This is a genomic window from Halomonas sp. I1 (assembly GCF_032334135.1).
Classification (GTDB): domain Bacteria; phylum Pseudomonadota; class Gammaproteobacteria; order Pseudomonadales; family Halomonadaceae; genus Halomonas.
In genome coordinates this window covers 68027-93852 of record NZ_JAVXUS010000008.1, presented here as the reverse complement: position 1 = coordinate 93852, position 25826 = coordinate 68027, and the positions used below count along the sequence as shown (strand labels likewise).

26 protein-coding genes are annotated in these 25826 nt (G+C 65.3%); 14 read left to right on the top strand and 12 right to left on the bottom strand.

Translation table 11 applies throughout. From position 1 onward, the window contains the following. Positions 1–201 precede the first annotated feature (201 nt). The 5 genes from RSO41_RS10620 to RSO41_RS10600 form a co-directional block, all read right to left on the bottom strand. Positions 202–1800, bottom strand: a complete 1599-nt coding sequence (locus RSO41_RS10620) for an ABC transporter ATP-binding protein (protein WP_315619071.1) — start codon at positions 1798–1800, stop codon at positions 202–204. An 82-nt stretch (positions 1801–1882) separates the two neighbouring features. Next, a complete protein-coding gene (locus RSO41_RS10615; RefSeq protein ID WP_315619070.1) occupies positions 1883–2809 on the bottom strand; it encodes an ABC transporter permease in 927 nt (308 codons plus the stop codon). 19 nt (positions 2810–2828) lie between these two features. Further along, a complete protein-coding gene (oppB, locus tag RSO41_RS10610) occupies positions 2829–3755 on the bottom strand; it encodes an oligopeptide ABC transporter permease OppB (protein WP_315619068.1) in 927 nt (308 codons plus the stop codon). Positions 3756–3809: 54 nt separating this feature from the next. Beyond that, the gene (locus RSO41_RS10605; protein ID WP_315619067.1) at positions 3810–5393 is read right to left on the bottom strand and encodes a peptide ABC transporter substrate-binding protein; all 1584 of its coding nucleotides are present in this window, start codon (positions 5391–5393) and stop codon (positions 3810–3812) included. A 76-nt stretch (positions 5394–5469) separates the two neighbouring features. Continuing rightward, a complete protein-coding gene (locus tag RSO41_RS10600; protein WP_315619066.1) occupies positions 5470–7053 on the bottom strand; it encodes a peptide ABC transporter substrate-binding protein in 1584 nt (527 codons plus the stop codon). Between the two features lie 326 nt (positions 7054–7379). Here RSO41_RS10600 and prfB point away from each other — a divergent pair. The 7 genes from prfB to RSO41_RS10565 all read left to right on the top strand — a co-directional run bounded on the left by prfB (position 7380) and on the right by RSO41_RS10565 (position 14196). Then, positions 7380–8478 (top strand): peptide chain release factor 2 gene (gene prfB, locus RSO41_RS10595; protein ID WP_315619065.1). Its coding sequence is split into 2 segments (ribosomal slippage): positions 7380–7454 and positions 7456–8478, totalling 1098 coding nucleotides; the frame shifts between segments, so codons are not numbered across the junction. A 154-nt stretch (positions 8479–8632) separates the two neighbouring features. Further along, complete coding sequence (lysS, locus tag RSO41_RS10590) at positions 8633–10186, top strand: lysine--tRNA ligase (protein ID WP_315619064.1); 1554 nt, start codon at positions 8633–8635, stop codon at positions 10184–10186. Between the two features lie 266 nt (positions 10187–10452). Beyond that, positions 10453–10839 carry a hypothetical protein gene (locus RSO41_RS10585; RefSeq protein ID WP_315619063.1) on the top strand — a complete coding sequence of 129 codons (387 nt, stop codon included), beginning with the start codon at positions 10453–10455 and terminating at the stop codon, positions 10837–10839. 317 nt (positions 10840–11156) lie between these two features. After that, complete coding sequence (locus tag RSO41_RS10580) at positions 11157–12569, top strand: MFS transporter (RefSeq protein WP_315619062.1); 1413 nt, start codon at positions 11157–11159, stop codon at positions 12567–12569. A gap of 28 nt (positions 12570–12597) precedes the next feature. Further along, positions 12598–12909, top strand: coding sequence for a BolA family protein (locus RSO41_RS10575; RefSeq protein WP_315619061.1), 312 nt, complete (start codon positions 12598–12600; stop codon positions 12907–12909). Continuing rightward, the gene (locus RSO41_RS10570; protein WP_315619060.1) at positions 12906–13739 is read left to right on the top strand and encodes a hypothetical protein; all 834 of its coding nucleotides are present in this window, start codon (positions 12906–12908) and stop codon (positions 13737–13739) included. Before RSO41_RS10575 ends, RSO41_RS10570 begins: the two co-directional genes overlap by 4 nt. After that, complete coding sequence (locus RSO41_RS10565; RefSeq protein ID WP_315619059.1) at positions 13732–14196, top strand: GNAT family N-acetyltransferase; 465 nt, start codon at positions 13732–13734, stop codon at positions 14194–14196. Before RSO41_RS10570 ends, RSO41_RS10565 begins: the two co-directional genes overlap by 8 nt. Before the next feature lie 2 nt (positions 14197–14198). Here the strand turns inward: RSO41_RS10565 and RSO41_RS10560 are convergent, their stop codons facing one another. Both RSO41_RS10560 and rsmD read right to left on the bottom strand, forming a co-directional pair. After that, complete coding sequence (locus tag RSO41_RS10560; RefSeq protein ID WP_315619058.1) at positions 14199–14432, bottom strand: cell division protein ZapB; 234 nt, start codon at positions 14430–14432, stop codon at positions 14199–14201. Between the two features lie 86 nt (positions 14433–14518). After that, positions 14519–15169 (bottom strand): 16S rRNA (guanine(966)-N(2))-methyltransferase RsmD, encoded by a 651-nt coding sequence (gene rsmD / locus RSO41_RS10555; protein ID WP_315619057.1) that lies wholly within the window; start codon positions 15167–15169, stop codon positions 14519–14521. Between the two features lie 91 nt (positions 15170–15260). Here rsmD and ftsY point away from each other — a divergent pair, with 91 nt between their 5' ends. The 4 genes from ftsY to rpoH all read left to right on the top strand — a co-directional run bounded on the left by ftsY (position 15261) and on the right by rpoH (position 19185). Next, entirely contained in the window at positions 15261–16550 is a 1290-nt protein-coding gene (gene ftsY / locus RSO41_RS10550) for a signal recognition particle-docking protein FtsY (protein WP_315619056.1), read from the top strand. Beyond that, positions 16547–17215 (top strand): cell division ATP-binding protein FtsE, encoded by a 669-nt coding sequence (gene ftsE, locus RSO41_RS10545; protein ID WP_315619055.1) that lies wholly within the window; start codon positions 16547–16549, stop codon positions 17213–17215. The genes ftsY and ftsE overlap by 4 nt, the downstream gene beginning before the upstream one ends. Beyond that, entirely contained in the window at positions 17212–18189 is a 978-nt protein-coding gene (gene ftsX, locus RSO41_RS10540) for a permease-like cell division protein FtsX (RefSeq protein WP_315619054.1), read from the top strand. Before ftsE ends, ftsX begins: the two co-directional genes overlap by 4 nt. A gap of 129 nt (positions 18190–18318) precedes the next feature. Beyond that, a complete protein-coding gene (rpoH, locus tag RSO41_RS10535) occupies positions 18319–19185 on the top strand; it encodes an RNA polymerase sigma factor RpoH (protein WP_315619053.1) in 867 nt (288 codons plus the stop codon). Between the two features lie 119 nt (positions 19186–19304). On the opposite strand, the gene slmA is transcribed toward rpoH, so the two are convergent. The 5 genes from slmA to coaBC are packed head-to-tail and all read right to left on the bottom strand — an operon-like array spanning position 19305 to position 24062. Continuing rightward, positions 19305–19916, bottom strand: a complete 612-nt coding sequence (gene slmA / locus RSO41_RS10530) for a nucleoid occlusion factor SlmA (protein ID WP_315619052.1) — start codon at positions 19914–19916, stop codon at positions 19305–19307. A gap of 37 nt (positions 19917–19953) precedes the next feature. Then, positions 19954–20871, bottom strand: a complete 918-nt coding sequence (gene argB / locus RSO41_RS10525; RefSeq protein WP_315619050.1) for an acetylglutamate kinase — start codon at positions 20869–20871, stop codon at positions 19954–19956. 31 nt (positions 20872–20902) lie between these two features. After that, a complete protein-coding gene (locus RSO41_RS10520) occupies positions 20903–22300 on the bottom strand; it encodes a phosphomannomutase/phosphoglucomutase (protein ID WP_315619048.1) in 1398 nt (465 codons plus the stop codon). Between the two features lie 46 nt (positions 22301–22346). Further along, entirely contained in the window at positions 22347–22814 is a 468-nt protein-coding gene (gene dut, locus RSO41_RS10515; protein ID WP_315619047.1) for a dUTP diphosphatase, read from the bottom strand. Between the two features lie 24 nt (positions 22815–22838). Then, positions 22839–24062, bottom strand: coding sequence for a bifunctional phosphopantothenoylcysteine decarboxylase/phosphopantothenate--cysteine ligase CoaBC (coaBC, locus tag RSO41_RS10510; protein ID WP_315619046.1), 1224 nt, complete (start codon positions 24060–24062; stop codon positions 22839–22841). Positions 24063–24247: 185 nt separating this feature from the next. Between coaBC and radC the strand changes: the two genes are divergently transcribed. The 3 genes from radC to rpmG all read left to right on the top strand — a co-directional run bounded on the left by radC (position 24248) and on the right by rpmG (position 25672). Then, positions 24248–24922, top strand: a complete 675-nt coding sequence (radC, locus tag RSO41_RS10505; protein WP_315619045.1) for a RadC family protein — start codon at positions 24248–24250, stop codon at positions 24920–24922. A gap of 321 nt (positions 24923–25243) precedes the next feature. After that, positions 25244–25480, top strand: coding sequence for a 50S ribosomal protein L28 (rpmB, locus tag RSO41_RS10500; protein WP_275288981.1), 237 nt, complete (start codon positions 25244–25246; stop codon positions 25478–25480). 36 nt (positions 25481–25516) lie between these two features. Next, the gene (gene rpmG, locus RSO41_RS10495) at positions 25517–25672 is read left to right on the top strand and encodes a 50S ribosomal protein L33 (RefSeq protein ID WP_013333580.1); all 156 of its coding nucleotides are present in this window, start codon (positions 25517–25519) and stop codon (positions 25670–25672) included. Positions 25673–25826 lie beyond the last annotated feature (154 nt).

Here is a 25826-nt window from a genome sequence, read left to right as displayed (position 1 = left end):
TGACGGTCGGGTCGACCGGCATCGAGCGACATACTGCCGTGTGCGTCACGGGGGAACGCCAGTCGTGATCATGCCGTCCGGCATGAGCGGTCTCCTTTGCGGGTGAATGAAGGGCAGAGCCCTGTCGTATGGCCGCAGTCGCCCCTGGCGGACGCCCAAGGGCGCCCGCGGCCGGAGAGAAGCATTGGGGGCCGTCGCTCGTCAGGCGGCGTCGTCGACGAAGGCCGCTCGCATCAGTTCCCGGGTATAGGCGTCGCGCGGGTTGGCGAAGATGTCCTCGGTCGGCCCCTGTTCGACGACCTGGCCCGATTTCATCACCATCACGGTGTCGGCCAGGGCGCGCACCACGGCGAGGTCGTGGCTGATGAACAGATAGGTCAGGCCGTATTTCGCCTGGAGGTTGCGCAACAGCTCGATCACCGTGACCTGCACGGAGCGATCGAGTGCCGAGGTGGGTTCATCGAGCAGCAGGAATTCCGGCTTGAGCACCAGGGCGCGGGCGATGGCGATGCGCTGTCGCTGGCCCCCGGAGAATTCGTGGGGGTAGCGCTGGCGCATGGTCGGGTCGAGGGCGACTTCCTCGAGGGCCTCGATGACCCGGCGTTCGCGTTGGCGTCGATCGAGCTCCGGGTGATGGACGCGCAGCCCTTCGCTGATGACCTCGCCGACGGTCAGGCGTGGCGAGAGCGAGCCGAAGGGGTCCTGGAAGACGACTTGCAGGCGCGAACGCAGCGGACGCATGCCGGCGCCATCCAGGGCGGAGAGGTCGCTGTCGTCGAAGCGGATGTTGCCGCTGCTCTTGAGCAGGCGCAGCAGGGCGCGTCCCAGCGTCGACTTGCCGGACCCCGACTCGCCGACCACCCCGACGGTCTGGCCACGCCGGATGGTCAGATCGATGCCGCGGACGGCCTCGAAGTACGAACTGGGGCGGAACAGACGCTTCTTGAGGGCGAAGCGAACACATAAGTCTCGTGCTTCCAGCAGGACCGGTGCACTGGCCTCGACCGGTGACTTTCCGCCACGGGGTTCGGCGTCGATCAGCATGCGGGTGTAGTCATGGCGGGGATTGGCAAAGACCTCGGCGGTGCTGCCGCGTTCGACCATCTCGCCGCGGCACATCACACAGACCCGGTCGGCGAAATGCCGCACGATGCCCAGGTCGTGGGTGATGAACAGGATCGCCATGCCATAACGCGCCTGCAGCGACTTGAGCAGTTGCAGGATCTGCGCCTGGACCGTGACATCCAGGGCCGTGGTGGGCTCGTCGGCGATCAGCAGTTCTGGCTCGCAGGCCAGTGCCATGGCGATCATCACGCGCTGGCGCTGGCCACCGGACAGTTCGTGCGGGTAGCTGTCGATGCGCCGCTCGGGCTCGGGAATGCCGACCTGGTCCAGCAACTCGATGGCCCGGGTGCGGGCCGCTCGGCCCTTGGCCTTGTTGTGCCGGGTCAAGACCTCGATGATCTGGGCGCCGATCCGGTGCAGCGGATTGAGCGAGGTCATCGGCTCCTGGAAGATCATCGAGATGGCATTGCCGCGGATGCGTCGCATGCGGCGCGGGGTGGCGGCAAGAAGATCCTCGCCATGGAAACGGATCGCGCCGCGGGCCTGGGCCAGGTCGGGCAGCAGGCGCATGGCGGCGGTGGAAGAGACCGACTTGCCGGAGCCGGATTCACCGACCAGCGCCACCGTCTCGCCGGCATGGATGTCGAAGCTCACTCCCTTGACCGCGGCGACGGCGCCATCGGGGAGCTGGAAGTCGACACTCAGGTTGTCGATGTCGAGCAGTGGGGTTGTCATCTTTCACTCCTGGTATCGATCATGTGCGTGACATGGGAGTGCCGATTCATGTCGCGAGCGCAGTAATACATCGGTGCTTCCATCAGCGTGTCTTGGGGTCCAGGGCGTCGCGCAATCCATCGCCCAGGAAGTTGAGACAGAACAGCGTCGCCGCCAGGAACACCGAGGGCACCAGCAGCATCCAGGGCGCGCTCTGCATCATGTCGGTGCCTTCGGAGATCAATACGCCCCAACTGGTCAGCGGTTCCTGCACGCCGAGGCCGAGGAACGACAGGAAACTCTCCAGCAGGATGACCTTGGGCACCGTGAGGGTGACATAGACGATCACCGGCCCGATGGCATTGGGAATCAGGTGGCGGGTGACGATTCTGGAGTCGCGCACGCCCAGGGCGTGAGCGGCCTCGATGAACTCGCGCTGCTTGAGCGCCAGGGTCTGGCCGCGCACGATGCGCGCCATGTCCAGCCACTCCACGGCACCGATGGCGGCGTAGATCAGCAGAATATTGCGGCCGAACACCACCATCAGCAGGATCACCAGGAACATGAAGGGCAGCGAGTACATGATGTCGACGAAGCGCATCATGACGTTGTCCACCCGGCCGCCGAGATAGCCCGAGATGGCGCCGTAGAGCACGCCGATCACCAGGCTGACGAGGCTCGCCACCAGCGCCACCGAGAGTGATACTCGGCCGCCGTACAGCGTCCGGGTGAGCAGATCGCGTCCATTGGCATCGGTGCCCAGCAGATGGCCGTTCTCGATACCGGGCGGGGCATTGAAAGCATTCCAGTCGACTTCCGCCAGGCCCCAGGGCAGTACATAGGGGCCGAAGACGCAGATCACGGTGATGACGCTCAGCATCACCAGGCTGACCATGGCCGCGCGGTTCTGCTTGAGCCGCCGCCAGGCGTCTCGCGTCAGGCTCTCGCCGGCTGCCGGCGCGGCGTCCGGTCCGAGGTCATCGACCGCGGCATGGCGGTCGCCGTCGTGGGTAAGGGGGTCTGTGGTCATGGCTATCCGCTCCCTGCGGTCAGTCGTCATGGCGGATCTGCGGATCCAGCGCGGAATAGATCAGGTCGACGAGCAGGTTCATCAGCACGATCAGGGCGCCGTAGAACACCACCGTGCCCATCACCAGGGTGTAGTCACGGTTGAGCGCGCCCTGCACGAAGTAGCGACCGATGCCGGGAATGCCGAAGATCTGTTCGATGACCACCGAGCCGGTGATGATCCCGGCGACGGCCGGGCCGAGATAGGACGTCACCGGCAGCAACGCCGGGCGCAGCGCATGGCGCCAGATGACCTGGGACTCGGCCAGCCCCTTGGCACGCGCGGTGCGGATGTAGTGGCTGCCCAGAACCTCGATCATGCTGGCGCGCATCATCCGCGCGATATAGGCGATCTGCTGGATCGACAGGGCGATGACCGGCAGCACCAGGTTGGGCAGGGCACCGCCGTTCCAGCCGCCGGCTGGCAGCCAGGCCAGCAGCACGCCGAACACCAGCGCCAGGATCGGGGCGATGACGAAATTGGGAATCGCGATGCCGGCCAGGGCCGTGCCCATCACCAGGTAATCGACGGTCGAGTTGCGCTTGAGTGCGGCGATCACGCCCAGGGGCAGGCCGAGCAACAGGGCCAGCAGGATCGCCAGTCCGCCGATCTCCAGGCTGACCGGAAACCCCTGCAGGATCAGCTCGGTGACCGAGAAGTCCTTGTACTTGAAGGAAGGGCCGAAGTCGCCCTGCAGCAGGTTGCCCATATAACGCAGGTACTGCATCGGCAGGGGCTCGTCCAGATGATAGGCGGCCATCAGGTTGGCCTCGATCTCCGGCGGCAGGGCGCGCTCGCCGTCGAAGGGACCGCCGGGGGCGATGCGCATCAGAAAGAACGAGATGGTGATCACGATCAGCATCGTGGGAATGGCCTGCAGCAGCCGTTTCAGCGTATAGATCAGCATGACGGCCTCCGGGGCATGGGCCGATGATGTAGGAAGGTGTGGAACATCACGGGGCTAGTCCTTGAGCTGGATGTAGCGCAGTGGGTGAACGTCGATGGCGGTGGTCTGCCAGCCCTTGACCTCGGGGGCGACCAGGTGGGCGCTGACATAGTCGTAGAGCGGCAGCAGGGCGTGGTCGTCGAGCAGCATCTGTTCGGCCCGGGTCATCAGTTGGGCGCGGCGCTCGGTGTCCAGCTCCCGGGTGCTGCGCTCGACCAGAGCATCGTAGGCGTCGTTGCGATAGCCGGTGCTGCGCTGTGCGGAGCCGCCCTCGGCATAGGCGTTGAGAAAGTCGTAGGGGTCGTTGATGGTGGCGACCATGCCGTAGCGGGCGATCTCGAAGTTGCCCTCGTTGACCGTCGCGTAGTGCACGGCCGCCTCGGCGTTGATCAGCTCCACCTCGACACCGAGCGGCTTCCACATGGCGGCCACGGCCACGGCGATCTTCTTGTGGTCCTCAAGAGTGTTGTAGCGCAGCGTTACGCGCAGGGGGTTGTCGGGGCCATAGCCGGCCTCGCGCATCAATCGCTTGGCCCTGGCAAGCCGCTGTTCCACCGGCTGCTCGGCGAGCTTCAGCGAGCCATGGGTGCCGCCCTCGGTGGCGCGCGGCACATACCAGTACGAGGCACGTTGCCCCATGCCGAGGGTGCGGTCGGTGATCACCTCGCGGCGCACGGCGAGGCTGAGCGCCTCGCGCACGCGTTCGTCGGCCAGTGGCTGGCCGTCACGCAGGTTGAACATGTAGAAGTATTCGGCGACCAGCGGTCCCACGCGGAGGGACTCGCCGAGATTGTCCGTCACCCAGTCGAAACGCGAGGCGGGCACGCCGGAGTAGGAGATATCCAGGTCGCCGGCACGAAAGCGGTTGAGGGCGGAGCCGGTGTCGTCGATGGGGTAGAAGGTCACGCCGTCCAGCGAGACCGCGTCGGCGTCGTGGAAGTGCGGATTCCGCTCGAGGTCGATGCGTGCCTGGGGGCGCCATTCCCGCAGGGTGAAGGCGCCGCTCGACACCATGGTGCCGGGGCGGGTCCATTCATCTCCGGCTTTTTCGACGAGATGGCGGGGCAGCGGGGCGGCCTCGGTCATGGCCAGCGCCTGCAGGAAGTAGGCGGTGGGCTCGTCGAGCTGGATGACCAGGGTGTGGTCGTCCGGTGCCGAAACGCCCAGCTCGCTAGGCTCGGCCTCGCCGGTATTGACCGCCCGGGCGTTTTTGATCGGGTAATAGAGATTGGCGTTGTGGCTGGCGATGGCCGGTTTCAAAAGGCGCCGCAGGGCGAAGACGGCATCGTCGGCGGTGATCGGCGTGCCGTCGGACCACTCGGCCGGGCGCAATTGGAAAGTATAGGTGGTGCCGTCGTCGCTGATGGTCCAGGACACGGCGAGGCCGGGGGCCAGGCTGCCATCGGCGGCGTAGGTCACCAGGCGCTCGAAGAGGGCGCGGGTGATACGGGTCTCCCAGACACCATTGGTCTTCTGGGGATCGAGGGTGCCGGGCTCGGCACCATTGCCGACCTGCAGGACGGCAGCAGGGGCGCTCTGCGTCGCGCCGGCCATCAAGGCAGCCAGCAACGCCGCACGCGTGAAGCGGTGAGAGAACATGGAAGCATTCCTTCGCGAGAGAACATCGATAGTATGGCGCGCTCCCCGGGGGAGCGCGCCGCTCACGGCTCGAGGATCACTGATCGAACGAGATCCAGCGTGAGGGGTGATCGTCCTCGACGTTGTCTTCCCAGCCGTTGATGGCCGGATTGACCAGGTTGCGTGACACGTAATAGAGCAGCGGCAGGACCGCGTAATCGTTCAGTGCCGTCTGTTCGGCCTGCTCGAGAAGGGCTTCGCGTTCGTCGGCGTCCAGGGTGCGGGCGGCCTGGTCCGTCAGGTCGTCGAACTCGGCATTGGAGTAGGCGCCGTAGTTGTTGCCGACCCCGCTGTGCAGCAGGCTGAGGAAGTTCTCGGCGTCGTTGTAGTCGGCGATCCAGCCGGCCCGGGCGATGTCGAAGTCGCCCTCGGCGATGGTCTGGTAATGCACCGTGGCTTCCGAGTTGATCATCTCGACCTCGACGCCAAGAGGGCGCCACATGGCGGACAGGGCGACGGCGATCTTCTTGTGCTCGTCGTTGGTGTTGTAGCGCAGGCGCAGCTGCAGCGGGTTGTCGGGGCCGTAGCCGGCCTCCTCGAGGAGCTGCCGGGCGCGTGCCATGCGCTCGTCCATGCTGCCTTCCAGCGGTATCTGCTGGACGTCATAGTGGTGGACGCCCTCTGGCACGAAGGAGCGCGAAGGCAGGAAGGTGCCACCCATGATCTGCTCGGAGAGTACCTGGCGGCGCACCACGAGACTCAGTGCTTCGCGCACCTTCGGGTCGGTGGTCGGATGGCCCTCGCGGTGGTTGAAGACGTAGTAGTAGCTGCCCAGGTAGGGCGCCATATGGGTGGCATCGGGCAGTTCCTCCTGGAGCATGCCGTACATGCTGGAGGAGTATTCACGCATGATGTCCAGCTCGCCCGAGCGGAAGCGCGAGACGCCGGCGTTGCGGTCCTCGATCGTGTAGTAGTTGACTCCGTCCAGCGCGATCTCGTCGGCGTCGTAGTACTCGGGGTTGCGGCTCACGCTGATGCGCGACTGCGAGACCCACTCTTCGGGGGTGAAGGCGCCGTTGGTGACGATGTTGTCGAGCTTCACCCAGTCTTTTCCGTACTCCTCGATGGCGTGCTCGGGCGCCGGGTAGGCGGTGTAGTGGGTCAGCAGCTGGATGAAGTAGGGGGTTGGTTCCTCGAGCTCTACCCGGAAGGTGCGACCATCATCGAGAGAGGCCACACCCAGGGCGTCCAGAGGCTTCTCGCCAGTGTTGACCGCTTCGGCGCCCACCACCGGATAGAGCATGTAGGCGTACTTGGAGGCGTTCTTCGGGTCGAGCAGGTGTTGCCAGCCGAACACGAAGTCATTGGCGGTGACCGGCTCGCCATCGGACCAGGCGGCATCCTCGCGGATGTGAAAGGTATAGGTCCTGCCGTCCTCGGAGACGTCCCAGGAGGTCGCCATGCCAGGCAGTATCTCGCCGTCCGGGGCTTTCTTGACCAGGCCCTCGTAGACGTCCATCAGAATCTGGGATTCCCAGATGCCGCCGGCGACCTGGGAGGTATCGAAGGAGGCGAGTTCACCGGTGACGCCCATGTCGAGGGTCTGTGCCGCCACGGGCGACGCCAGCAGGGCAGAAGCGAGCGCGATGGCGCCCGCCAGGGGGGTACGAATCTGGGTCATGGATCTCTTCCCTGACGTTGTTGTTGTGGTCGGCACGAGGTATCGGTGCCGCTCTTCTTGACCTTCGAACGGGCTCAGCAATAAGTCCATGTGAAATTTCACATGGCGTATTACGTATCTTGCATGAGCCCGGTGTGACGCCGGTCGAGCGGGGGCTGACCCGGATCGTCGATGGAATGGCGCCGAGCAGGTGCTGCGATCTGCGATGACATCGGGGGGCCTCGGGACGGGATGACGCTGTGCGGGCATTTGGCTACAATGCCTCTCTTTTCCCTGCCGCCGGGGCACACCCGGCGGACATTTCACTGCGGAATCAGGCGAACGCCATGCAGGAAGTCAATCCCATCAATCACCTCATCAAGGACCTGTCTGAGCGGACAGACGTCCTGAGGGGGTATCTTTGACTATGCCGAGAAGAAAGAACGGCTAGAGGAAGTCACTCGCGAACTCGAGGATCCGGAGGTCTGGAGCGACCCGGACCATGCCCAGAAACTGGGCAAGGAACGGGCTACCCTGGAAATGGTGGTCGAGACCATCGACGCGCTGGAACGCGGCCTGAACGACAGCCGTGATCTGCTCGAGCTGGCCGAGATGGAAGAAGACACGGATACCGTCGACGAGGTGAGTCGAGAGCTGGAGAACCTCCAGGCCAACCTCGAGAAACTCGAGTTTCGGCGCATGTTCGCCGGCGAGATGGACCCCAACAACGCTTACCTGGACATTCAGGCGGGCTCGGGGGGCACCGAAGCTCAGGACTGGGCCAACATGCTGCTGCGCATGTACCTGCGCTGGGCCGAGCATCATGGCTTCAAGGCCGACCTCATCGAGCTGTCCGCCGGCGATGTGGCGGGTATCAAGTCGGCCACGGTGCATATCCAGGGTGAGTACGCCTTCGGCTGGCTGCGCACCGAGACCGGCGTGCATCGGCTGGTGCGCAAGAGTCCCTTCGACTCCGGCGGCCGGCGGCATACCTCCTTCGCTTCGGTATTCCTGTCGCCGGAAGTCGACGACACCTTCGAGGTCGAGATCAACCCGTCGGACCTGCGTGTCGATACCTATCGTTCCAGTGGCGCTGGCGGTCAGCACGTCAACACCACCGACTCGGCGGTGCGCATCACCCACGAGCCGACCGGCATCGTGGTGGCCTGCCAGAGCCAGCGCAGCCAGCACGCCAACCGCGACTTCGCCATGAAACAGCTCAGGGCGAAGCTGTGGGAACACGAGATGGACAAGCGCAATGCCGCCAAGCAGGCCGCCGAAGACTCCAAGGCCGACATCGGCTGGGGCAGCCAGATCCGTTCCTACGTGCTGGACGACCAGCGCATCAAGGACCTGCGCACCGGCGTCCAGTCGAGCAGCTGCGAGAAGGTGCTGGATGGGGATCTGGATCAGTTCATCGAAGCCAGCTTGAAGCAAGGGCTCTGAAGCGCCGCGAGCCCTGGGAGGCGAGCTACGAGTCGCGAAACCCAAAGCATACGAGCGGCGAGATGCGAAACCCGAAAACCCAGCCCGCAGCTCGTAGCTCGTAACCCGCAGCTCGAAGCTCGCAACCCGAAGTCCACTCTTTACAGGTAGCAATATGGCCCACCAGGATAATTCGCAAGCCCCTGCGGGGACCCAGGACGAGAACCACCTGATCGCGGAGCGACGGTCCAAGCTGGCCACGCGTCGCGAGCGTGCCGCCGCCGATGGCGGCAGTGCCTTCCCCAATGACTTCCGTCGCGACAGCCTCGCCGCCGAGCTGGCCGCCGAGCTGGGCGACAAGGACAAGGCCGAGCTCGAGTCGCTGGGACGTCCGGCTGCCGTGGCGGGGCGAATCTTGCGCAAGCGTGGGCCGTTCATCGTCATTCAGGACGCGTCCGGCCAGATTCAGCTCTACGTCGACAAGAAGGGGCTGCCTGCCGAGGTTCTCGAGGACATCAAGGGGTGGGACATCGGCGATATCGTGGCCGGTCGGGGGCCGGTGCACAAGTCGGGCAAGGGCGATCTCTACGTGATGATGGAAGAGGCGCGCCTGCTGACCAAGAGCCTGCGGCCGCTGCCCGACAAGTTCCATGGTCTGACCGACATGGAAGCCCGCTATCGCCAGCGCTATGTGGACCTGATCATGAACCCCGACTCGCGTCGGGTCTTCGAGGCGCGCGCCGGGGTGATCAGCGCCATGCGTCGCTTCTTCGAGGAGCATGGCTTCATGGAGGTCGAAACGCCGATGCTTCAGCCGATCCCCGGCGGAGCGACGGCCCGTCCCTTCATCACCCATCATAATGCGCTGGACATCGACATGTACCTGCGTGTCGCCCCGGAGCTCTATCTCAAGCGGTTGGTGGTGGGGGGCTTCGAGAAAGTCTTCGAGATCAATCGCAATTTCCGCAACGAGGGGCTGTCCACACGTCACAATCCCGAGTTCACCATGGTCGAGTACTATCAGGCCTACGCGGACTATCGGGACCTCATGGATTTCACGGAGGCCATGCTGCGCACCGTGACCCGGCAAGTGCTGGGCGGTACCAGTGTGCTCAGCACCGTGCGTGATGCCGAGGGTGAGGTAATCGAAACCTTCGAGTACGACTTCGGCAAGCCGTTCGAGCGCCTCAGCGTGTTCGATGCCATCCTGGCCCACAACCCGGAGATCACCGCCGAGGCACTGGCCGACGAGGCCGCGGCGCGGCAGATCGCCGAACGCCTGGATATCGACGTCAAGGACGGATGGGGACTCGGCAAGGTTCAGATCGAGATCTTCGAGAAGACCGTCGAGCATCGCCTGCAACAGCCGACCTTCATCATCGACTATCCCACCGAGGTCAGCCCGCTGGCGCGTCGCAAGGACGACGATCCCTTCGTCACCGAGCGTTTCGAGTTCTTCGTCGGCGGCCGCGAACTGGCCAACGGCTTCTCCGAGCTCAACGACGCCGAAGACCAGGCCGATCGCTTCGCCGCCCAGGCTGCGGAGAAAGATGCCGGCGACGACGAGGCCATGTACTACGATGCCGACTATATACGTGCCCTGGAGTATGGCTTGCCGCCCACCGCGGGCGAGGGCATCGGGATCGACCGGCTGGTGATGCTGCTCACCGACAGCGCCTCGATCCGGGATGTGCTGCTGTTCCCGGCCATGCGCCCTTCTGGAGATTGAAGGCGCTGCGCGTCGGCCTTTGCTTGTTCCCTGCTGCTGCATGTTGATGGGGTGAGCGAGGGGCGCCGGGGGCAGGTCGTAGAGAGGGTCTTTTGCCAGGGATGGCAAAAGTAGCGCCCATGGAGGGGTTTACCGCGCCCTCTCGTAGACCTGCCGACGGATCAGCCCCGAGTGATCCGCAATTCGGGGCGCTGTGTTGTAGAAATGTTGGTAAGGGGCGCCCCTGGCGCCCATAATGGCAGCGTTTCGACGTCGAGGAGACCGTGATGAAACTGCTCAACCGCTCCGCCCTGAGTGTCAGGCCGACCCAGTCTTTCGTCGACTGGATCAACGCCCTGGAGCCCACCGTGGGCGACGACGACCTGGCCCTGGAGGACGTCGAACGGGAAAGTACCGTCTACCTGATTCCAGAGATGGACACGCCCGAAAATCTCCAAGCCTTCGTGCGCGAGCGCTATCTCGAGATCCTCGAGACCGAGCTGCGTGCCTGGGAAGAGGACGAGCGCCAATGGCCCGAGGCGCTCGACTGGTCGCTCTTCCAGCGCTTCCTGTGCGTCGAGCACAGCTACCTGGCCATCGACCTCGACGACGAGGCGGCGCTGGAGATCGCCGAGGTGGATGATAGTATGCTGCTGGAAACCGACCAGGACTGAGCTCTTGACGAAAAGTGTCTGCACTCGGTGATGACGGCGTTGAAAGCGGCCTCAAAATGCTCATTTACTCTTTGTAAACTGCGCTTTTTTGACCGCTTTCGCCTTGCCTCACCTTCGTTCTCCAACTTTTCGTTCAAGACCGATGGGCGGTATGCAAAGTGCCGGCCCCGGTCGTATCGCTTCCTGCGTTAGCCCTGCTCCGGCGAGCCCGGCCAGCATGCGCAGTGATCGCGTCTTGATGCGTGATATCCCTGCCACTCGCTCTTGAAAGATGAAACCAGCCCGGCGCCGGTTTTTCGTGGAATGGATGCCGATTCATGAGTCGACTCTTCGCGACCCGAGAGGGTGACGATGGTCTGCCCGGCCCCGAGCGCCGGCTGGCCGTACTGGCGTTGATCTTCGGCACCACCATGGCGGTGGTGGATGCCACCATGATCAACCTGGCGTTGCCCACCATCGCCGCTGACCTCGACGTGGCGCCGGCTAGTGCCGTCTGGGTCATCAATATCTTTCAGGTGGTCTGTGCCGCCTTCCTGCTGGTGTTTTCCGGGTTGAGCGAGATCATCGGTCGGCGTCGGCTCTATGTCGCGGGGCTGGCGCTGTTTGCGGCGTCGGCGGCAGGCAGCGCCCTGTCACGCGATCTGGATACCCTGCTGGTGTTTCGGGCCCTGCAGGGGCTGGGGGCTGCGGCGACGCTGTCGATCGGGCCATCGCTATATCGGACTATCTTTCCGTCGCGGCTGCTGGGCAGTGCCCTGGGACTGAGCTCCTTGGTGGTGGCAACCGGCTATACGGCAGGGCCAGCGATCGGTGGTCTGGTGCTTTCCGTGGCCGACTGGCCCTGGCTGTTCGCCCTGCCGGTGCCGATCGGTATCGTCGCCGTGACCCTGGCCTGGTGTGCCTTGCCTCGGGAGCCGGGCCGACGCGGAGGCTTCGATGCACTGGGAGCCGGTTGCTCGATTCTTGCGCTCGGTGCTCTCTTCCTGGCCATGGACGGAGTAGGGCACCAGGTGCCTGTCGGGCAAGCCCTGGGTTGGTTGTCGTTGAGTCTGGTGGCCGGCGGGCTCTTCCTGTGGCGTCAGCGGCGCGCGCCTCACCCGCTGTTGCCGTTGGCGCTGTTCCACCAGCGTCGCTTCAGTCTGGCGGTGTCGGCCTCGGGGCTTGCCTTCGTCGGCCAGGGGCTGGCTTTCGTGGCCCTGTCGTTTCTCTATCAGCAGGGTATGGGCTTCTCGCCCCTTGAAACGGCCTGGCTGTTCACTCCCTGGCCGCTGGCGATCATGGTGGCGGGGCCCCTGGCGGGACGCCTCGCCGACAGGGTCAACCCCAGTCTGCTGGCCTGCCTGGGCCTGGCGGTGCTGATCGCCGGCATGGTTGCGCTGGCTGGTCTCGAGGCCAATGCCGGCGTGGCCGATTGCCTGTGGCGAACGGCATTGTGCGGGTTCGGCTTCGGTATCTTCCAGCCTCCCAACAATCGCGAGTTGATGGCCAGTGTGCCGGCCGAGCGCAGCGCCAATGCCTCCGGCGTGATGAGCACGACCCGTACTGTGGGGCAGGCCATGGGGGTGGCCCTGGTCGGTGCCTGCCTATCGATCGGTGTGCCGGTTCAGACGGCGCTCTGGGGAGGGGCGATGGCCGGGGGGCTGGCGTTGCTGGCGAGTCTCGGCCGGGTGTCCCGGGCCGGCGAGGCAGCGCGTACACGTCGTCGCGCCGCCAGCGAACGCGTACAATGATGACGACATTCACCATCGGGGAGCCGACATGAGCACCCAGTCGACCATCGAGAAAAAGCTCCAGGCCCTCGAGCCCACCTTCCTGACGGTGGAGAACGAGAGCCATATGCACAATGTGCCGCCGAATGCCGAGACCCACTTCAAGGTGACCCTGGTTTCATCGCGTTTCGAGGGCATGATGCCGGTGAAGCGACACCAGCAGATCTATGCGCTGCTGGCCGATGAACTGGCCGGCCCCGTGCATGCCCTGGCGCTGCACCCCTATACCCCGGAAGAATGGCAGTCGCGGGGCGAGGGGCGTCCGGATTCACCGAACTGCCGGGGCGGCGGCGCCTCGTGACCAGCGAGCCGCATCGGCTGCAATACCTGGAGGCCATGGGCCTGACGGCCTGGGTGGCACGTTACCGTCTGCCCAACGCTCGACCCAGCGAGGCCTGTGAATGGGACCTGCCGGCGGAGGCCGATACGCGTTCCCGCGCTCCTGGCGAGCGTCTGCACGCCCTGCTGGAGGATGCCGCCGAGGCATCTCCGGCCGAGCCTCCGGCCCGGGAGTCGACGGCCCGTCCGCCAGCAGGGCCAGGCAAGGCTCGTGCCCTGTTGGGAGGGCTGGTGCCGGAGGAAAACGCCGCGCCTGCCGAGCCGGCCCCTGCTCCCTCGGTCACAGCGAAAGCCGAGCAGCCGGTCGCCGAGGCATTGCGTTTTACCTGGCAGGTGACCTGCCTGGATGGGCGCTGGCTACTGGTGCTGCCCCGCGATGCCGGACCCAGCGACGTGGAGTATCGTCTGCTTGGCAATATGCTGCGTGCTGCCGGTGTGGTGCCTGTCCGGGCGCCGAGTTTCGAGACCTTTCGCTGGCCGCAGCTCGAGGGGCTGTCCGTCGAGGCGCCCCTGGAGGAAGCACGGGAGGGGCTGCGGGCGTTCCTGACCGGTCGTCGGCAGCGTGGCTGGGTACCGGAACGGCTGTTGGTGTTCGGTGACGACGCCGTCCTGAGCGACCTGCTGGAGCTCGACGAGGGATACAGTGGCCTGTTGGCGATGCCCGTATGGCAGGGGCCCGAGCTGAAAGACCTCGCGGATGGCGCCGAGGCCAAGCGAGCGCTGTGGCCCCGCCTCCAGGGCTGGCAGCGTGACTGGCGTGTCGGTGATGAAGAGACCCGGCGCGATGTCTGATCCTTCTCCGGTGCCCCTGGGACGCTCGGCTCTGGCAGCGTTGGTCGAGCTGGAGCGCGTTTCCCAGCCTTACCCCCTGTCGGCGGCTCGACTGAAGGCGGCGCTGACGGATGATGCCGATGTGGTGCTGGGTCTCGAGGAGCAGGGCGGGCTGATCGGCCATGCCATCCTCTCGCGTCAGCCCTTCGATGCCGAGCTCCAGGCCCTTCTGGTGGCGCCTCATCATCGTCGACGTGGCCTGGCGTTGGCGCTGATGGAGGCGGTGATCGCCCAGGCGCGAGCCTGGAAGAGCGAACGGCTGCTGCTGGAGGTCAGGGCCGCCAATGCGCCAGCGATCACGCTCTACCGACGCATGGGGTTTGCCGAGGATGGGCGCCGTCGTGGCTACTATCCGTCACTGGACGGCGCCGGGCGGGAGGACGCCTTGCTGATGTCATGCCGCCTGAGTAGGGCCTGAGCTCAACCGGGCTGCTGCTGAGGCGCCGGCTGTTCCTGCCGGGATGACGAGTCATCGGTCTCGATGTCGTCGAACTTGCCCAGCAGCGCGGACAAGCGGCGTTCCCATTCCTCGCGTTCCTGCTTGAGGCGGGCGTTTTCCTCGCGCAGCTCCTCGGCTTCCATCTTCATCAACTCCAGGGCCTCGACGGCGCTGGAGACTTTCTGTTCGAGCTGGTTGAAGAGTTCGATGCTCATCCGTTTCTCCTGATGATGTCCTGCTGAGTCGGGCCCGGCCCGCCGAAAGCGTCCTGCCATCGGCAGCGTAACGCCACCGACGGGGCTCAGCAAGCGTCTTCGGTGGGTGATTCCTTACCCGTGGGCAGGCGTCGATACAGCCGTCCGGTGCTGTCACCTGCCTGCACTTCTCGGTGCAGGTGCCAGTTGGCCGGCACCACCGGGTCGAGGGTCGATTCGGTCTCCAGATAGATGCGGGCATCGTCGGTCAGCCAGCCGTGCTCCAGCGCCGCGCAGCAGGCGGCCGCCAGGTCCTTGCGAAAGGGCGGGTCGAGGAAGACGAGCGAGTGCGGCGTCGGTTCGCCTTCGAGGAAGTCCATGGCGTCGGCATTGAGCACTCGGGCCCGAGTGACGCCGAGCGTGCCGAGATTGCCTTCCAGGGCGCGACTCGCCCGGCTATCGAATTCGACCAGAGTGGCCTCGTGGGCGCCTCGCGACAGGGCTTCCAGGCCGAGGGCGCCGGTGCCGGCGAAGAGGTCCAGTACTCGAGCGCCGGCAAGGGTCGGGCCCAGCCAGTTGAAGAGTGTTTCCCTGACGCGGTCCGGCGTAGGGCGTAGCCCCGGGAGGTCGACCACGGGGAGCAGGCGGCGGCGATACTCGCCCCCGATGATGCGCAACTGGCCCTTGCCGCGACCTCCGTCTCGGCGGGGGGCGCGGGAGTGGCGTGATGCGCGGGAAGAAGAACGGCGTCGAGTCATGAGCGCCGATTGTAGCGGGCGTCTTGTCCACAGTCATGGTGCGCGATGGTAGGATGTGGCGATTCGTTCACCCGCGAGGCTGAATCCCCCCATGTTCGGTTTTTTCAAGCGCAAGAAGAAGCAGCAGGAAGAACAGGCGACGCCTGAGCAGGAAGTCGAGCGCGACGACGCGGCGCTCGCCGACGAGGACTCGACGCCATCCGAGGCCGAGTCTGCCTCTGAGGTCGAGCCCGAGCCGGCGCCGGAAGTGGAGCCGGAGCCCGTTCCCGAGGTCGAGCCCGAGCCGGCGCCGGAAGTGGAGCCGGAGCCCGCCCCCGAGGTCGAGCCCGAGCCGGCGCCGGAAGTGGAGCCGGAGCCCGCCCCCGAGGTCGAGCCTGAGCCGACGCCGGAACCCGAACCGGCGCCTGCCGCCGTGGCACCTCGGGAAAAACCCCGGGGCGAGAAAAAGGGGTGGTTCGCGCGCATCAAGGATGGGCTAGGCAAGACGCGGGCCAACCTGGCCGATGGGCTGTCCGGGCTGTTTCTCGGCCGCAAGCAGATCGATGACGATCTGATGGAAGAGCTCGAGACCCAACTGCTGATGGCCGATGTGGGGATCGAGGCCACCACCGAGATCATCGATCGACTCACCGAACGGGTCTCGCGCAAGGAGCTCAAGGACCCGGAAGCGCTGTTCAAGGCGCTTCAGGAGGAGCTTTCGGGGCTTCTCGAGGGCGTCACCCAGCCACTGGAGCTGCCGCCCAAGGGCGAGGGGCCCTTCGTCATTCTGGTGGTCGGCGTCAATGGCGTGGGCAAGACCACGACCATCGGCAAGCTGACCCAACGCTTCCAGCGCGAGGGCCGCAGCGTGATGCTGGCCGCCGGTGATACCTTTCGTGCCGCCGCCGTGGAGCAGCTCAAGGTCTGGGGGGAGCGCAACGACGTGCCGGTGGTGGCCCAGCATACCGGTGCCGACAGTGCTTCCGTGGTCTACGATGCCTTGGCGGCGGCCCGGGCGCGTGGCGTCGATGTTCTGATCGCCGATACCGCTGGGCGCCTGCACAACAAGTCGCACCTGATGGAGGAGTTGAAGAAGGTACGGCGAGTGATGGGCAAGCTCGATGCCGATGCGCCCCACGAGGTGATGCTGGTGCTCGATGCCGGCACCGGCCAGAATGCCCTGTCCCAGGCGTCGACCTTCAACGAGGCGGTGCCGGTCACCGGTATCACCCTGACCAAGCTCGACGGCACCGCCAAGGGGGGCATCATCTTCGCCCTGGCGCAGCAGCTCGGCACACCGATTCGTTTCATCGGCGTGGGGGAAACCCTGGATGATCTGCGCCCGTTCGCGGCCCGTGAGTTCGTCGATGCGCTCTTCGATCGGGACGATGCCGCGGCATGATCGCCTTCGAGCATGTCGGCAAGCGCTATGGAGGGCGCTTCGAGGCACTGGCCCATCTCAATTTTCGGGTCGGGCGCGGCGAGATGGTTTTTCTCACCGGCCATTCCGGGGCTGGCAAGAGCTCGCTGCTGCGCCTGATCATGCGCCTCGAGCGCCCCAGTCGGGGGCGTATTCTGGTGGCCGGCCATGACATCGATCGCCTGCACCATACCCAGGTGCCCTTCTACCGGCGTCAGATTGGCGTGGTCTTCCAGGACCACCAGTTACTGTTCGATCGTTCGATCTACCATAACGTGGCGCTGCCGCTGGAGATTCAGGGCATGGAGCCTCGGGAAGCGTCGCGCCGGGTGCGGGCGGCTCTCGACAAGGTCGGCCTGCTGCATCGCGAACGGGCCCTGCCCATCGAGCTGTCGGGCGGGGAGCAGCAGCGGGTGGGCATCGCCCGGGCGGTGGTCAACAAGCCGGCCCTGTTGCTGGCCGACGAGCCGACGGGAAACCTCGATCCTCAGCTATCGGCCGATATCATGTCGCTGTTCGAGGACTTCAATCGAATCGGTACCACGGTGATGGTGGCCAGCCATGACCTGGCACTGATCGCCCGTTTGCGGCATCGCACGCTGCGTCTGCACGAAGGTCGCTTGGTGGCCGACGAGGAGGCCATATGAGCCGTCAAGGGCAGGAGAGCTCCCGACGCGGGGCTCGTGCGTATCGCGCCGGTGCTGGTGGGCGGTGGCGCAGTTGGGGGCGTCACCATCGGGCCATGAGCCTGGACAGTGCGCGCCGCTTGCTGCGTCACCCGCTGAGCAGTCTGTTGACCATGCTGGCCATCGCGATCGCCCTGGTGCTGCCGGCCGGGCTATGGCTCGCCCTGGACGGAGCGCGGCTGCTCGATGCCGAACTCGATGAGAGCGCCACGCTGACGGTCTATCTCGCCGACCGGGTTGATAGTGGTGAAGCCGGACGCATCGAAGAGGCCCTCGGGGCTCAGGAGGGTGTGGCGGCGACCCGCTTGATCACCGCGGCCGAAGGCATGGCCGAGTTTCAGCAGTCACTGGGACTCGAGGATGCCCTGGCGCGCTTGCCCGGTAACCCGCTGCCGGCAAGCGTGGTGGTGTCCCCTCTCGATCCCTCGCCGGAGGCCGTTCGGCGACTGGCCGACGCACTCGAGGACATGAATGGTGTCGAAGAGGTGCGGCTCGACCTCGCCTGGCTGGAACGTCTGCGGCACCTGGCGGAAGTCGGCCAGAGGGTCACCCTGGCATTGGCCGTGCTGTTCGGCATGGGCGTGTTGCTGGTGGTGGGCAATACCATTCGCCTGGCCGTGGAGAACCGCCGTCAGGAGATCGAAGTGGTGACGCTGATCGGTGCCACGCATCCATTCGTGCGGCGTCCCTTCCTGTACAGCGGTGCCTGGTACGGCCTGGGCGGCGGTGTCCTGGCCTGGGGGTTGCTGACGCTCGGCGGCGGCTGGCTGTCGGGTCCGGTATCGGCGCTGGCGGCCAGTTACGGTGCCAGCTTTTCACTGCCGGCCTTGGGGGTCGGGGGGTCGGCAACCCTTCTGGCATGTAGTACACTGCTGGGCTGGCTGGGTGCCTGGATTGCGGTCAGTCGTCATCTGGCGCAGATCCGCCCCCGCTGATGCCATGAGGAAAGCTGTCACGAAAGCATCATGGCAAATTCATTGCGAGCCGGAACCAAATCGGCCCCTTGCCGTCAAAGGCAGCGATTACCGATTCCATACATGGGTTTCGAGGGAGACAACCTGCAAATGAGCACCAGTCTTCTGCCGGTGGGCCACCTGTCACCGGGCCACGACCTCAACGGTTACATCCAGGCGGTGAACGGGATCCCCATGCTCACCGTGGACGAGGAGCGTGAGCTGGCCTTCCGCCTGCATGACGAGGGCGACCTCGAGGCGGCACGCCGTCTGGTGATGTCTCACCTGCGTTTCGTCGTGCATATTGCGCGGAGTTATTCCGGCTATGGCCTGGCCCAGGCGGATCTGATTCAGGAAGGTAACGTCGGCCTGATGAAGGCGGTCAAGCGCTTCGACCCTAACCAGGGTGTGCGCCTGGTGTCCTTCGCCGTGCACTGGATCAAGGCTGAGATTCACGAATTCGTGCTGCGCAACTGGCGGATCGTCAAGGTCGCCACCACCAAGGCCCAGCGCAAGTTGTTCTTCAACCTGCGCGGTGCCAAGAAGCGCCTGGCCTGGCTGAACAGCAACGAGGTCGAGGCCATCGCCAAGGACCTCGACGTCAAGCCCGAGGTGGTTCGCGAGATGGAAGGGCGTCTGTCGGCCCACGATGCCGGCTTCGATGCCGCGCCCGGCGAGGACGAGGAGTCCGCCTATCAGGCGCCGGTCCATTATCTGGATGATGCGTCTCAGGATCCGGCCACCCAGCTCGAGGACAGCGATTGGGAAGAAGATTCCACTCAGCGCCTGGCGTCGGCCCTGTCCGAACTGGATGACAGGTCCCGGGATATCCTCCAGCGCCGCTGGTTGAGCGACGACAAGTCGACGCTACACGATCTGGCCGATGTCTACGGCGTGTCCGCCGAGCGTATCCGCCAGCTCGAGAAGAACGCCATGAAGAAGATTCGACAGAGTATCGGCGATACCCTGGCGGCATGATGGCGGGCTTGAGCAGGCGCTGACGCCTGATCCTAGAGTCGCTGTCATCGGCAGAACGCAAAACGCCCTGGCCAATGGCCGGGGCGTTCGTGTTTCGGATCGTCGTCGAGGAGGGGGCGTCAGGCCGTCTGGGGCGCCTCGCGAAGCAGGCGGGCGGAGAGCGATTGCCACTGGTCATCCCAGTGTTCGGTGGGGAGGCGCTTGAAATCGCTGCGCACGTACTGGGAAATGCGTCCCTCGACCTGAGCCAGCAGCATGTTGGCGGCGGCCGGGATCGGAAGCGCGGGACGTCGCCCCTCGCGGAGTTCGGCCTCGCGCAGTACCTGCTTGAGCTGGGTTTCCAGGCGTTCGAACAGCTGGTGGATGCGCTGTCGCAATCGCGCGGTCTCGCCGGTCAGGGCATCGCCGCCAAGCAGGCGCGACAGGCCAGGGTTCTTCTCGGCGAAGGCCAGTAGCAGGGTGAGGATCTGGCCGCAGCGCGGCACCGCTTCGGGCACTTCCTCGAGAATGCGTCCGATGCGTTCGAACAACGTCTGTTCGATGAACTCGATGAGCCCCTCGAACATGCGTGCCTTGCTGGGGAAGTGGCGATAGAGGGCCGCTTCCGAGACGCCGACCTGGCGTGCCAGGGCGGCGATGGTGATGCGCTTGCCGCTGTCTTCCTCCAGCATCAGGGCCAGCCCCTGCAGAATCTGGTCGCGTCGACTGGAGGTGGAAGGTTCCTGCGTCATGATGTGCTTTTCTTGTCGGTCGGTGGGAAAGAAAGGGTCAATCGTCGTGTGTTTCGTCTCCGGCGTTGGTGATCAAGGTGCCGACACCGGCGTTGGTGAATATCTCGAGCAGGGTGGCGTGAGGTACCCGGCCATCGATGATATGTGCGCTGGCCACGCCGCCCTTCACGGACTCCAGGGCGCAGCGGATCTTCGGCAGCATGCCGCCGTGAATCGTGCCGTCGGCGATCATGGCATCGACCTGAGCGGTGCTGAGGCCGGTCAGGACCTCGCCGTCGGCATTCATCAGTCCGGCCACGTTGGTCAGCAGCATCAACTTCTCGGCATCCAGTGCCTCGGCGACCTTGCCGGCCACCAGGTCGGCGTTGATGTTGAAACTGCGGCCCGAGGCGTCGACGCCGATCGGGGCGATCACCGGGATGAAGTCCCGGGCGGCGAGCATCTCGATGAGGTCGGTGGAGATATGCTCGACCTCACCCACGTGGCCGATGTCGATGATCTCCGGGGCCGTCATCTCCGGGCTCTGGTGCTCGACCCTCAACTGACGGGCGCGAATCTGCGCGCCATCCTTGCCGGTCAGGCCGATGGCTTTGCCGCCGCACTGGTTGATCAGATTGACGATGCCCTTGTTGACCAGGCCGCCGAGCACCATCTCGACGACGTCCATGGTTTCGGCGTCGGTGACCCGCATGCCATTGACGAAGCGCGACTCGATGTTGAGTTTCTCGAGCAGTTCGCCGATCTGGGGGCCGCCGCCGTGAACGACCACCGGATTGATGCCGACTTCCTTCATCAGGACCATGTCGCGCGCGAAGGAGTCGATCAGCGGGTCCTCGGTCATGGCATTGCCGCCATACTTGACCACGACGGTCTTGCCGGAGAAGCGCTGGATGTAGGGAAGTGCCTCGGAAAGCACTTCCACCACCTGGCGCGGGTCACGGGGCTGTTCGGTCATGTCTGGGGTTCCGTATCGAATCGAGGAGGCGTCAAAGTGTGATCTCGAGAGCCGGGGCGACCTGCTTGAGGGCATCGGCGAAACGGCCGCGGATGCGCGTCAGCGCCGCGTCGCTCTTGCCTTCGAAGCGCAGTACCAGCACCGGGGTGGTGTTGGAGGCGCGACACAGTCCCCAGCCGTCGGGGTAATCGACGCGGATACCATCCAGCGTGGTCTTGACGCCGTCGTCGCCGAAGTCGCCTTCCCGGGCCAGGCGCTCGACCAGGTCGAACTTGGTCTCGTCGGTCACCGTGATGTTGATCTCGGGCGTGCCGATATCCTGAGGATAGCGGGCGAAGAAGGCATCGGCGTCGAGGGGCTGGCGCGACAAGACTTCCAGCAGTCGGGCTGCACCGTAGAGGCCGTCGTCGAAGCCGAACCAGCGCTCCTTGAAGAAGATGTGGCCACTCATCTCGCCGGCGAGCAGAGCGCCGGTTTCCTTCATGCGTGCCTTGATCAGCGAATGGCCGGTACGCCACATCTCCGGCGTGCCGCCGGCCTGTTCGATCACCCCGGCCAGGTTGCCGGTGCATTTGACGTCGAAGATCACCCGGGCGCCGGGGTTGCGCTCCAGCATGTCCTCGGCGAAGGCCATCATCAGGTGGTCGGGATAGATCAATTGGCCCGAGGGGGTGATCACCCCCAGACGGTCACCGTCGCCGTCGAAGGCCAGGCCGATGTCGGCGCCACTGGCCTGGACCTCGGCGATCAGGTCCTCGAGGTTCTCCGGCTTGCCGGGGTCCGGGTGATGATTGGGGAAGGTGCCGTCGATCTCGGCATAGAGCGGGATGGTCTCGGCGCCGAGGCGCTCCACGAGCTTCGGGCCGAGTTCGCCGGCCACGCCGTTGCCGCAGTCCACCACGGCCTTGATCGGCCGTGTCAGGACGACATCGCCGAGGATGCGTTCCAGGTAGGCGTCGCGCAGGTCCTGCTGACTCACCTGGCCCTGGCCCTCGGTGAGGTCGCCTTCCGTCAGGCGGCGATGCAGGTCGGTGATGGTGCCGCCGGACAGGGTCTCGCCGCCGAGGACGATCTTGAAGCCGTTGTAGTCGGGCGGATTGTGGCTGCCGGTGACCATCACGCCGGAGGTGGTGTCCGCCATCACATGAGTGGCGAAGTAGAGTACCGGGGTGGGCACCATGCCGATGTCGATCACGTCGCAGCCCGAGGCGGTCAGGCCGCGGGTCAGGGCCGCGAGCATGCGGGGGCCGGAGAGACGGCCGTCGCGGGCGACGATGACCCGGGTTTCGCCTTTCGCTCTGGCGGCGCTGCCGATGGCCCGGCCGATACCCTCGACGCCGGGTTCGGTGAGGGTGTCGTCGACCACGCCGCGAATATCATAGGCGCGGAAGATGGAGGCGGGGGCGGGGCTGGTCTTGTCTGTCGTCATGTCATCGGTCCTTGATCGGGGAAGGGGTCAATGGCGTTGTCGGGCTTCAGTGACGACCGGAGCTGCCGAAGCCACCCATGCCGCGTGCGCTGGTGTCGAAGTCGTCGACGACCTCCAGGTCGGCCTGTACGACCGGTACCAGGACATACTGGGCCAGGCGCTCGAAGGGCGACAGGGTGAACGAGGTGTCGCCGCGGTTCCAGACCGAGATCATCAACTCCCCCTGATAATCGGAGTCGATCAGCCCCACCAGGTTGCCGAGCACGATGCCATGCTTGTGGCCCAGTCCCGAGCGGGGCAGGACCATGCCGGCCAGCCCCGGGTCGGCGATATGGATGGCGAGTCCGGTACGCACCAGTTCGCAGTCGCCGGGCTCGAGAGTCAGGGGGGCGTCGAGCAGCGCCCGCAGATCCATGCCGGCGGAGCCGGTGGTGGCGTAATGGGGCATGTGGTCGCGCATGCGCTCGTCGAGCAGCTTGACGGCGAGGCGGGGACGGTCGGGAAAGGTCGGCATCGAGTGTCTTCCGGAATCGAGGTGTCAGGCGTGGTGAATGGCGTTCAGGCGCGTCAGGGCCCGCCTCAGTACAGCGTCGGCCAGGCAGGACTTGGGCTGTGGGGGCTGGGCGTCGCGATCGATGGCGTCGGCGTCGCGCCAGAGCAGCACGGCGGCGTTGTCGTCGGCCCCGAAGCCGAGGCCGGCCCGGGAAACATCGTTGGCCACCACCATGTCGAGGTGCTTGCGTGTCAGCTTGTCCCGAGCGTAGCGCTCGAGGTCGCGCGTCTCGGCGGCGAAGCCGATGACATAGGGGCGATCGTCCCGGGCAGCGATGCGGGCGATGATATCGGGATTCTTCACCAGGCGCAGGGTCATGGTGTCGTCATCGTCCCGCTTCTTGAGCTTGTGCTCGGCCGGGGTTTCGGCGCGATAGTCGGCCACCGCGGCACAACCGATGAAGAGGTCGCAGTCGTCGGCGAGGCGCTCGGCGGCCGCCAGCATGTCATCGGCGCTCTCCACATCGTGCCGGGTCACGCCGGCTGGGGTGGCCAGAGCCACCGGGCCGCTGATCAGGTGTACCTCGGCGCCCAGGCTCACGGCGGCGGCGGCCAGGGCATAGCCCATCTTGCCGGAGCTGTGGTTGGAAAGGTAGCGCACCGGGTCGAGGGCCTCGCGGGTCGGGCCGGCGGTGATCACCACCGTCAGCCCCTCGGCGGGCCGGTCCGTCGTCCCGGCCAGGCCCGTCATGATGTCTTCCGGCTCGAGCATGCGCCCCGGCCCCACATCGCCGCAGGCCTGGTCGCCACTGCCGGGGCCGAGCATTTGCCAGCCATCCTCGGTGAGCCGGCGGGCATTGCGCGTCGTGGCAGGGTGGCCCCACATGGCCTGGTTCATGGCCGGCGCCATGAACTTTTCGGCATGACTGGCCAGGCACAGGGTGGTGAGCAGGTCATCCGCGTGACCCTGTGCCAGGCGCGCCATCAAGTCGGCAGTCGCCGGAGCGATCAGGATGCGGTCGGCCCAGCGGGCCAGCTCGATGTGACCCATACCGGCTTCGGCCTCCGGGTCGAGCAAGGAGGTGCGCACCGCCTCGCCGGTAAGGGCCTGGAGCGTCAAGGGCGCGATGAAGGCCTGGGCGCCTTCGGTCATGACCACACGGACCTCGAACCCAGCCTGCTTGAGCAGGCGGGCCAGGTGCGCGCTCTTGTAGGCGGCGATACCGGCGCCGATTCCGAGCAGAATGCGTTTTCCGGGCAGTGCTGACATGGCAGTGTCCAAGCGTGAATCCGGTCGTCTACCTTACCACTCGCGGGGTGGCTTGCGTAGCCGGCCCCGCATGTCGGTGCCCGGCCGGCATGGCGACTACACTATGCGTTGAAGGCGTGCCGAGAAGGGGCAGGGGCGGCGTGCATGGCCAAGACAAGGACGATGGGCCTGCACGGGAGGCAAGGATGTCGATTCGCGACTGGCCGGAGGGTGAACGCCCCCGGGAAAAACTCTTGGCGCTGGGCACGGAGGCGCTTTCCGATGCCGAGCTGCTGGCGATCTTTCTGCGCGTCGGCGTATCGGGGCGCTCCGCCGTGGACCTGGCGCGGGATATGTTGTCGGCCTTCGGTGGCCTGCGGCCCTTGCTCGAGGCCGATGAACGTGCCTTCTGCGCGCAGCGCGGGCTAGGGCAGGCCAAGTATGTGCAGTTGCAGGCGGTGCTGGAACTGGCGAGACGCCATCTGGCTTGTCGGCTGGATCGCGAGGCGGCGTTGACCTCACCGGGGCTGGTTCGCGATTACCTGACCTCGCGACTGCGCCACCTCGGGCACGAAGAGTTCGCCGCCCTGTTTCTCGACAGTCAGCACCGAGTGATCCGCTACGAGTCGTTGTTCCGGGGTACCCTGGACAGTGCCTCGGTCTATCCCCGCGAAGTGGCGCGACGTGCTCTGGAACTGGGGGCGGGGGCGCTGATCTTCGCGCACAACCACCCCTCCGGTGTGGCCGAGCCGAGCGACGCCGACCGGCGCATCACCGAGCGGCTCCGCCAGGCACTGGAATTGTTCGAGATCCGGGTGCTGGATCATTTCGTGGTGGGGGATGGCGAAGTGGTGTCATTTGCCGAGCGTGGCCTGCTATAAATCTGGCAATCGAATAGATCGTCCTGATCTATTCGATTGTCGCCCGCACCCCACTGGCGCAGATGCGTGGATCTTCTGGTGTGGCGCGGGCTCGCGCCGGCCTGACGGCCGGCGGCGGCACTTTCCTGTGCCGCGATTAACCCGACATAAAAGCTTGCCGGGTTAACATAATCCCGCATCTCGCTTGTCTGGCCCGGCCAACTCTGGTATAAAGTGCAGCCTTTGAATTCCCTTGGGTCAAATGACACGGGGTCGTCCCGGTTTGCCCGACAGGTTTTGAACACTCAGGTTAATACCCTGGCCAAGCGGTTGGAGGCTCTCATGTCCAAAGTATGTCAGGTTACCGGCAAGCGCCCGGTGACTGGTCACAACGTATCCCACTCTCAGCGCAAGACCACGCGTCGTTTTGTGCCGAACCTGCACACCCATCGCTTCTGGGTGGAAGCCGAGAAGCGCTTCGTCAAGCTGCGCGTCTCTACCAAGGGTATGCGTATCATCGACAAGAAGGGTATCGAGGCGGTGCTCAGCGATATCCGTAAGCGCGGCGAGACCGTTTAAGACGCCCCAGCGCCCGATCCATGAGGGAGAAGAGTCATGCGTGACAAGATCAGAATGGTGTCCAGCGCCGGTACCGGCCACTTCTACACCACCGACAAGAACAAGCGGAACACTCCGGACAAGCTCGAAATGAAGAAGTTCGACCCGGTGGCCCGCAAGCGTGTCATCTACAAGGAAGCCAAGATCAAGTGATCACGATGCCGGTGCGCTGACGCGCACGGCATCCTGGCCGTCGGCTCCGCCCGCGAAAGCGCACCGGGGCGTTCGATGGCTTCCTTCCGCAGGTAAGCGCCTGTCCGCCTGAACCCGGCCCGATGGTCGGGTTCTTGCGTATATCGCCCCGATA

What these genes read in the sequence shown, in the direction of transcription:
- RSO41_RS10560 (WP_315619058.1), bottom strand. Translation starts at nt 14,432, where the DNA reads ATGAGCATCGAACTCTTCAACCAGCTCGAACAGAAAGTCTCCAGCGCC.
- RSO41_RS10580 (WP_315619062.1), top strand. Translation starts at nt 11,157, where the DNA reads ATGAGTCGACTCTTCGCGACCCGAGAGGGTGACGATGGTCTGCCCGGC.
- RSO41_RS10600 (WP_315619066.1), bottom strand. Translation starts at nt 7,053, where the DNA reads ATGACCCAGATTCGTACCCCCCTGGCGGGCGCCATCGCGCTCGCTTCT.
- RSO41_RS10520 (WP_315619048.1), bottom strand. Translation starts at nt 22,300, where the DNA reads ATGACGACAGACAAGACCAGCCCCGCCCCCGCCTCCATCTTCCGCGCC.
- dut (WP_315619047.1), bottom strand. Translation starts at nt 22,814, where the DNA reads ATGCCGACCTTTCCCGACCGTCCCCGCCTCGCCGTCAAGCTGCTCGAC.
- ftsE (WP_315619055.1), top strand. Translation starts at nt 16,547, where the DNA reads ATGATCGCCTTCGAGCATGTCGGCAAGCGCTATGGAGGGCGCTTCGAG.
- slmA (WP_315619052.1), bottom strand. Translation starts at nt 19,916, where the DNA reads ATGACGCAGGAACCTTCCACCTCCAGTCGACGCGACCAGATTCTGCAG.
- RSO41_RS10605 (WP_315619067.1), bottom strand. Translation starts at nt 5,393, where the DNA reads ATGTTCTCTCACCGCTTCACGCGTGCGGCGTTGCTGGCTGCCTTGATG.
- lysS (WP_315619064.1), top strand. Translation starts at nt 8,633, where the DNA reads ATGGCCCACCAGGATAATTCGCAAGCCCCTGCGGGGACCCAGGACGAG.
- rpoH (WP_315619053.1), top strand. Translation starts at nt 18,319, where the DNA reads ATGAGCACCAGTCTTCTGCCGGTGGGCCACCTGTCACCGGGCCACGAC.
- oppB (WP_315619068.1), bottom strand. Translation starts at nt 3,755, where the DNA reads ATGCTGATCTATACGCTGAAACGGCTGCTGCAGGCCATTCCCACGATG.
- rsmD (WP_315619057.1), bottom strand. Translation starts at nt 15,169, where the DNA reads ATGACTCGACGCCGTTCTTCTTCCCGCGCATCACGCCACTCCCGCGCC.
- RSO41_RS10620 (WP_315619071.1), bottom strand. Translation starts at nt 1,800, where the DNA reads ATGACAACCCCACTGCTCGACATCGACAACCTGAGTGTCGACTTCCAG.
- RSO41_RS10585 (WP_315619063.1), top strand. Translation starts at nt 10,453, where the DNA reads ATGAAACTGCTCAACCGCTCCGCCCTGAGTGTCAGGCCGACCCAGTCT.
- ftsX (WP_315619054.1), top strand. Translation starts at nt 17,212, where the DNA reads ATGAGCCGTCAAGGGCAGGAGAGCTCCCGACGCGGGGCTCGTGCGTAT.
- ftsY (WP_315619056.1), top strand. Translation starts at nt 15,261, where the DNA reads ATGTTCGGTTTTTTCAAGCGCAAGAAGAAGCAGCAGGAAGAACAGGCG.
- radC (WP_315619045.1), top strand. Translation starts at nt 24,248, where the DNA reads ATGTCGATTCGCGACTGGCCGGAGGGTGAACGCCCCCGGGAAAAACTC.
- rpmG (WP_013333580.1), top strand. Translation starts at nt 25,517, where the DNA reads ATGCGTGACAAGATCAGAATGGTGTCCAGCGCCGGTACCGGCCACTTC.
- coaBC (WP_315619046.1), bottom strand. Translation starts at nt 24,062, where the DNA reads ATGTCAGCACTGCCCGGAAAACGCATTCTGCTCGGAATCGGCGCCGGT.
- RSO41_RS10565 (WP_315619059.1), top strand. Translation starts at nt 13,732, where the DNA reads ATGTCTGATCCTTCTCCGGTGCCCCTGGGACGCTCGGCTCTGGCAGCG.
- RSO41_RS10575 (WP_315619061.1), top strand. Translation starts at nt 12,598, where the DNA reads ATGAGCACCCAGTCGACCATCGAGAAAAAGCTCCAGGCCCTCGAGCCC.
- rpmB (WP_275288981.1), top strand. Translation starts at nt 25,244, where the DNA reads ATGTCCAAAGTATGTCAGGTTACCGGCAAGCGCCCGGTGACTGGTCAC.
- argB (WP_315619050.1), bottom strand. Translation starts at nt 20,871, where the DNA reads ATGACCGAACAGCCCCGTGACCCGCGCCAGGTGGTGGAAGTGCTTTCC.
- RSO41_RS10615 (WP_315619070.1), bottom strand. Translation starts at nt 2,809, where the DNA reads ATGACCACAGACCCCCTTACCCACGACGGCGACCGCCATGCCGCGGTC.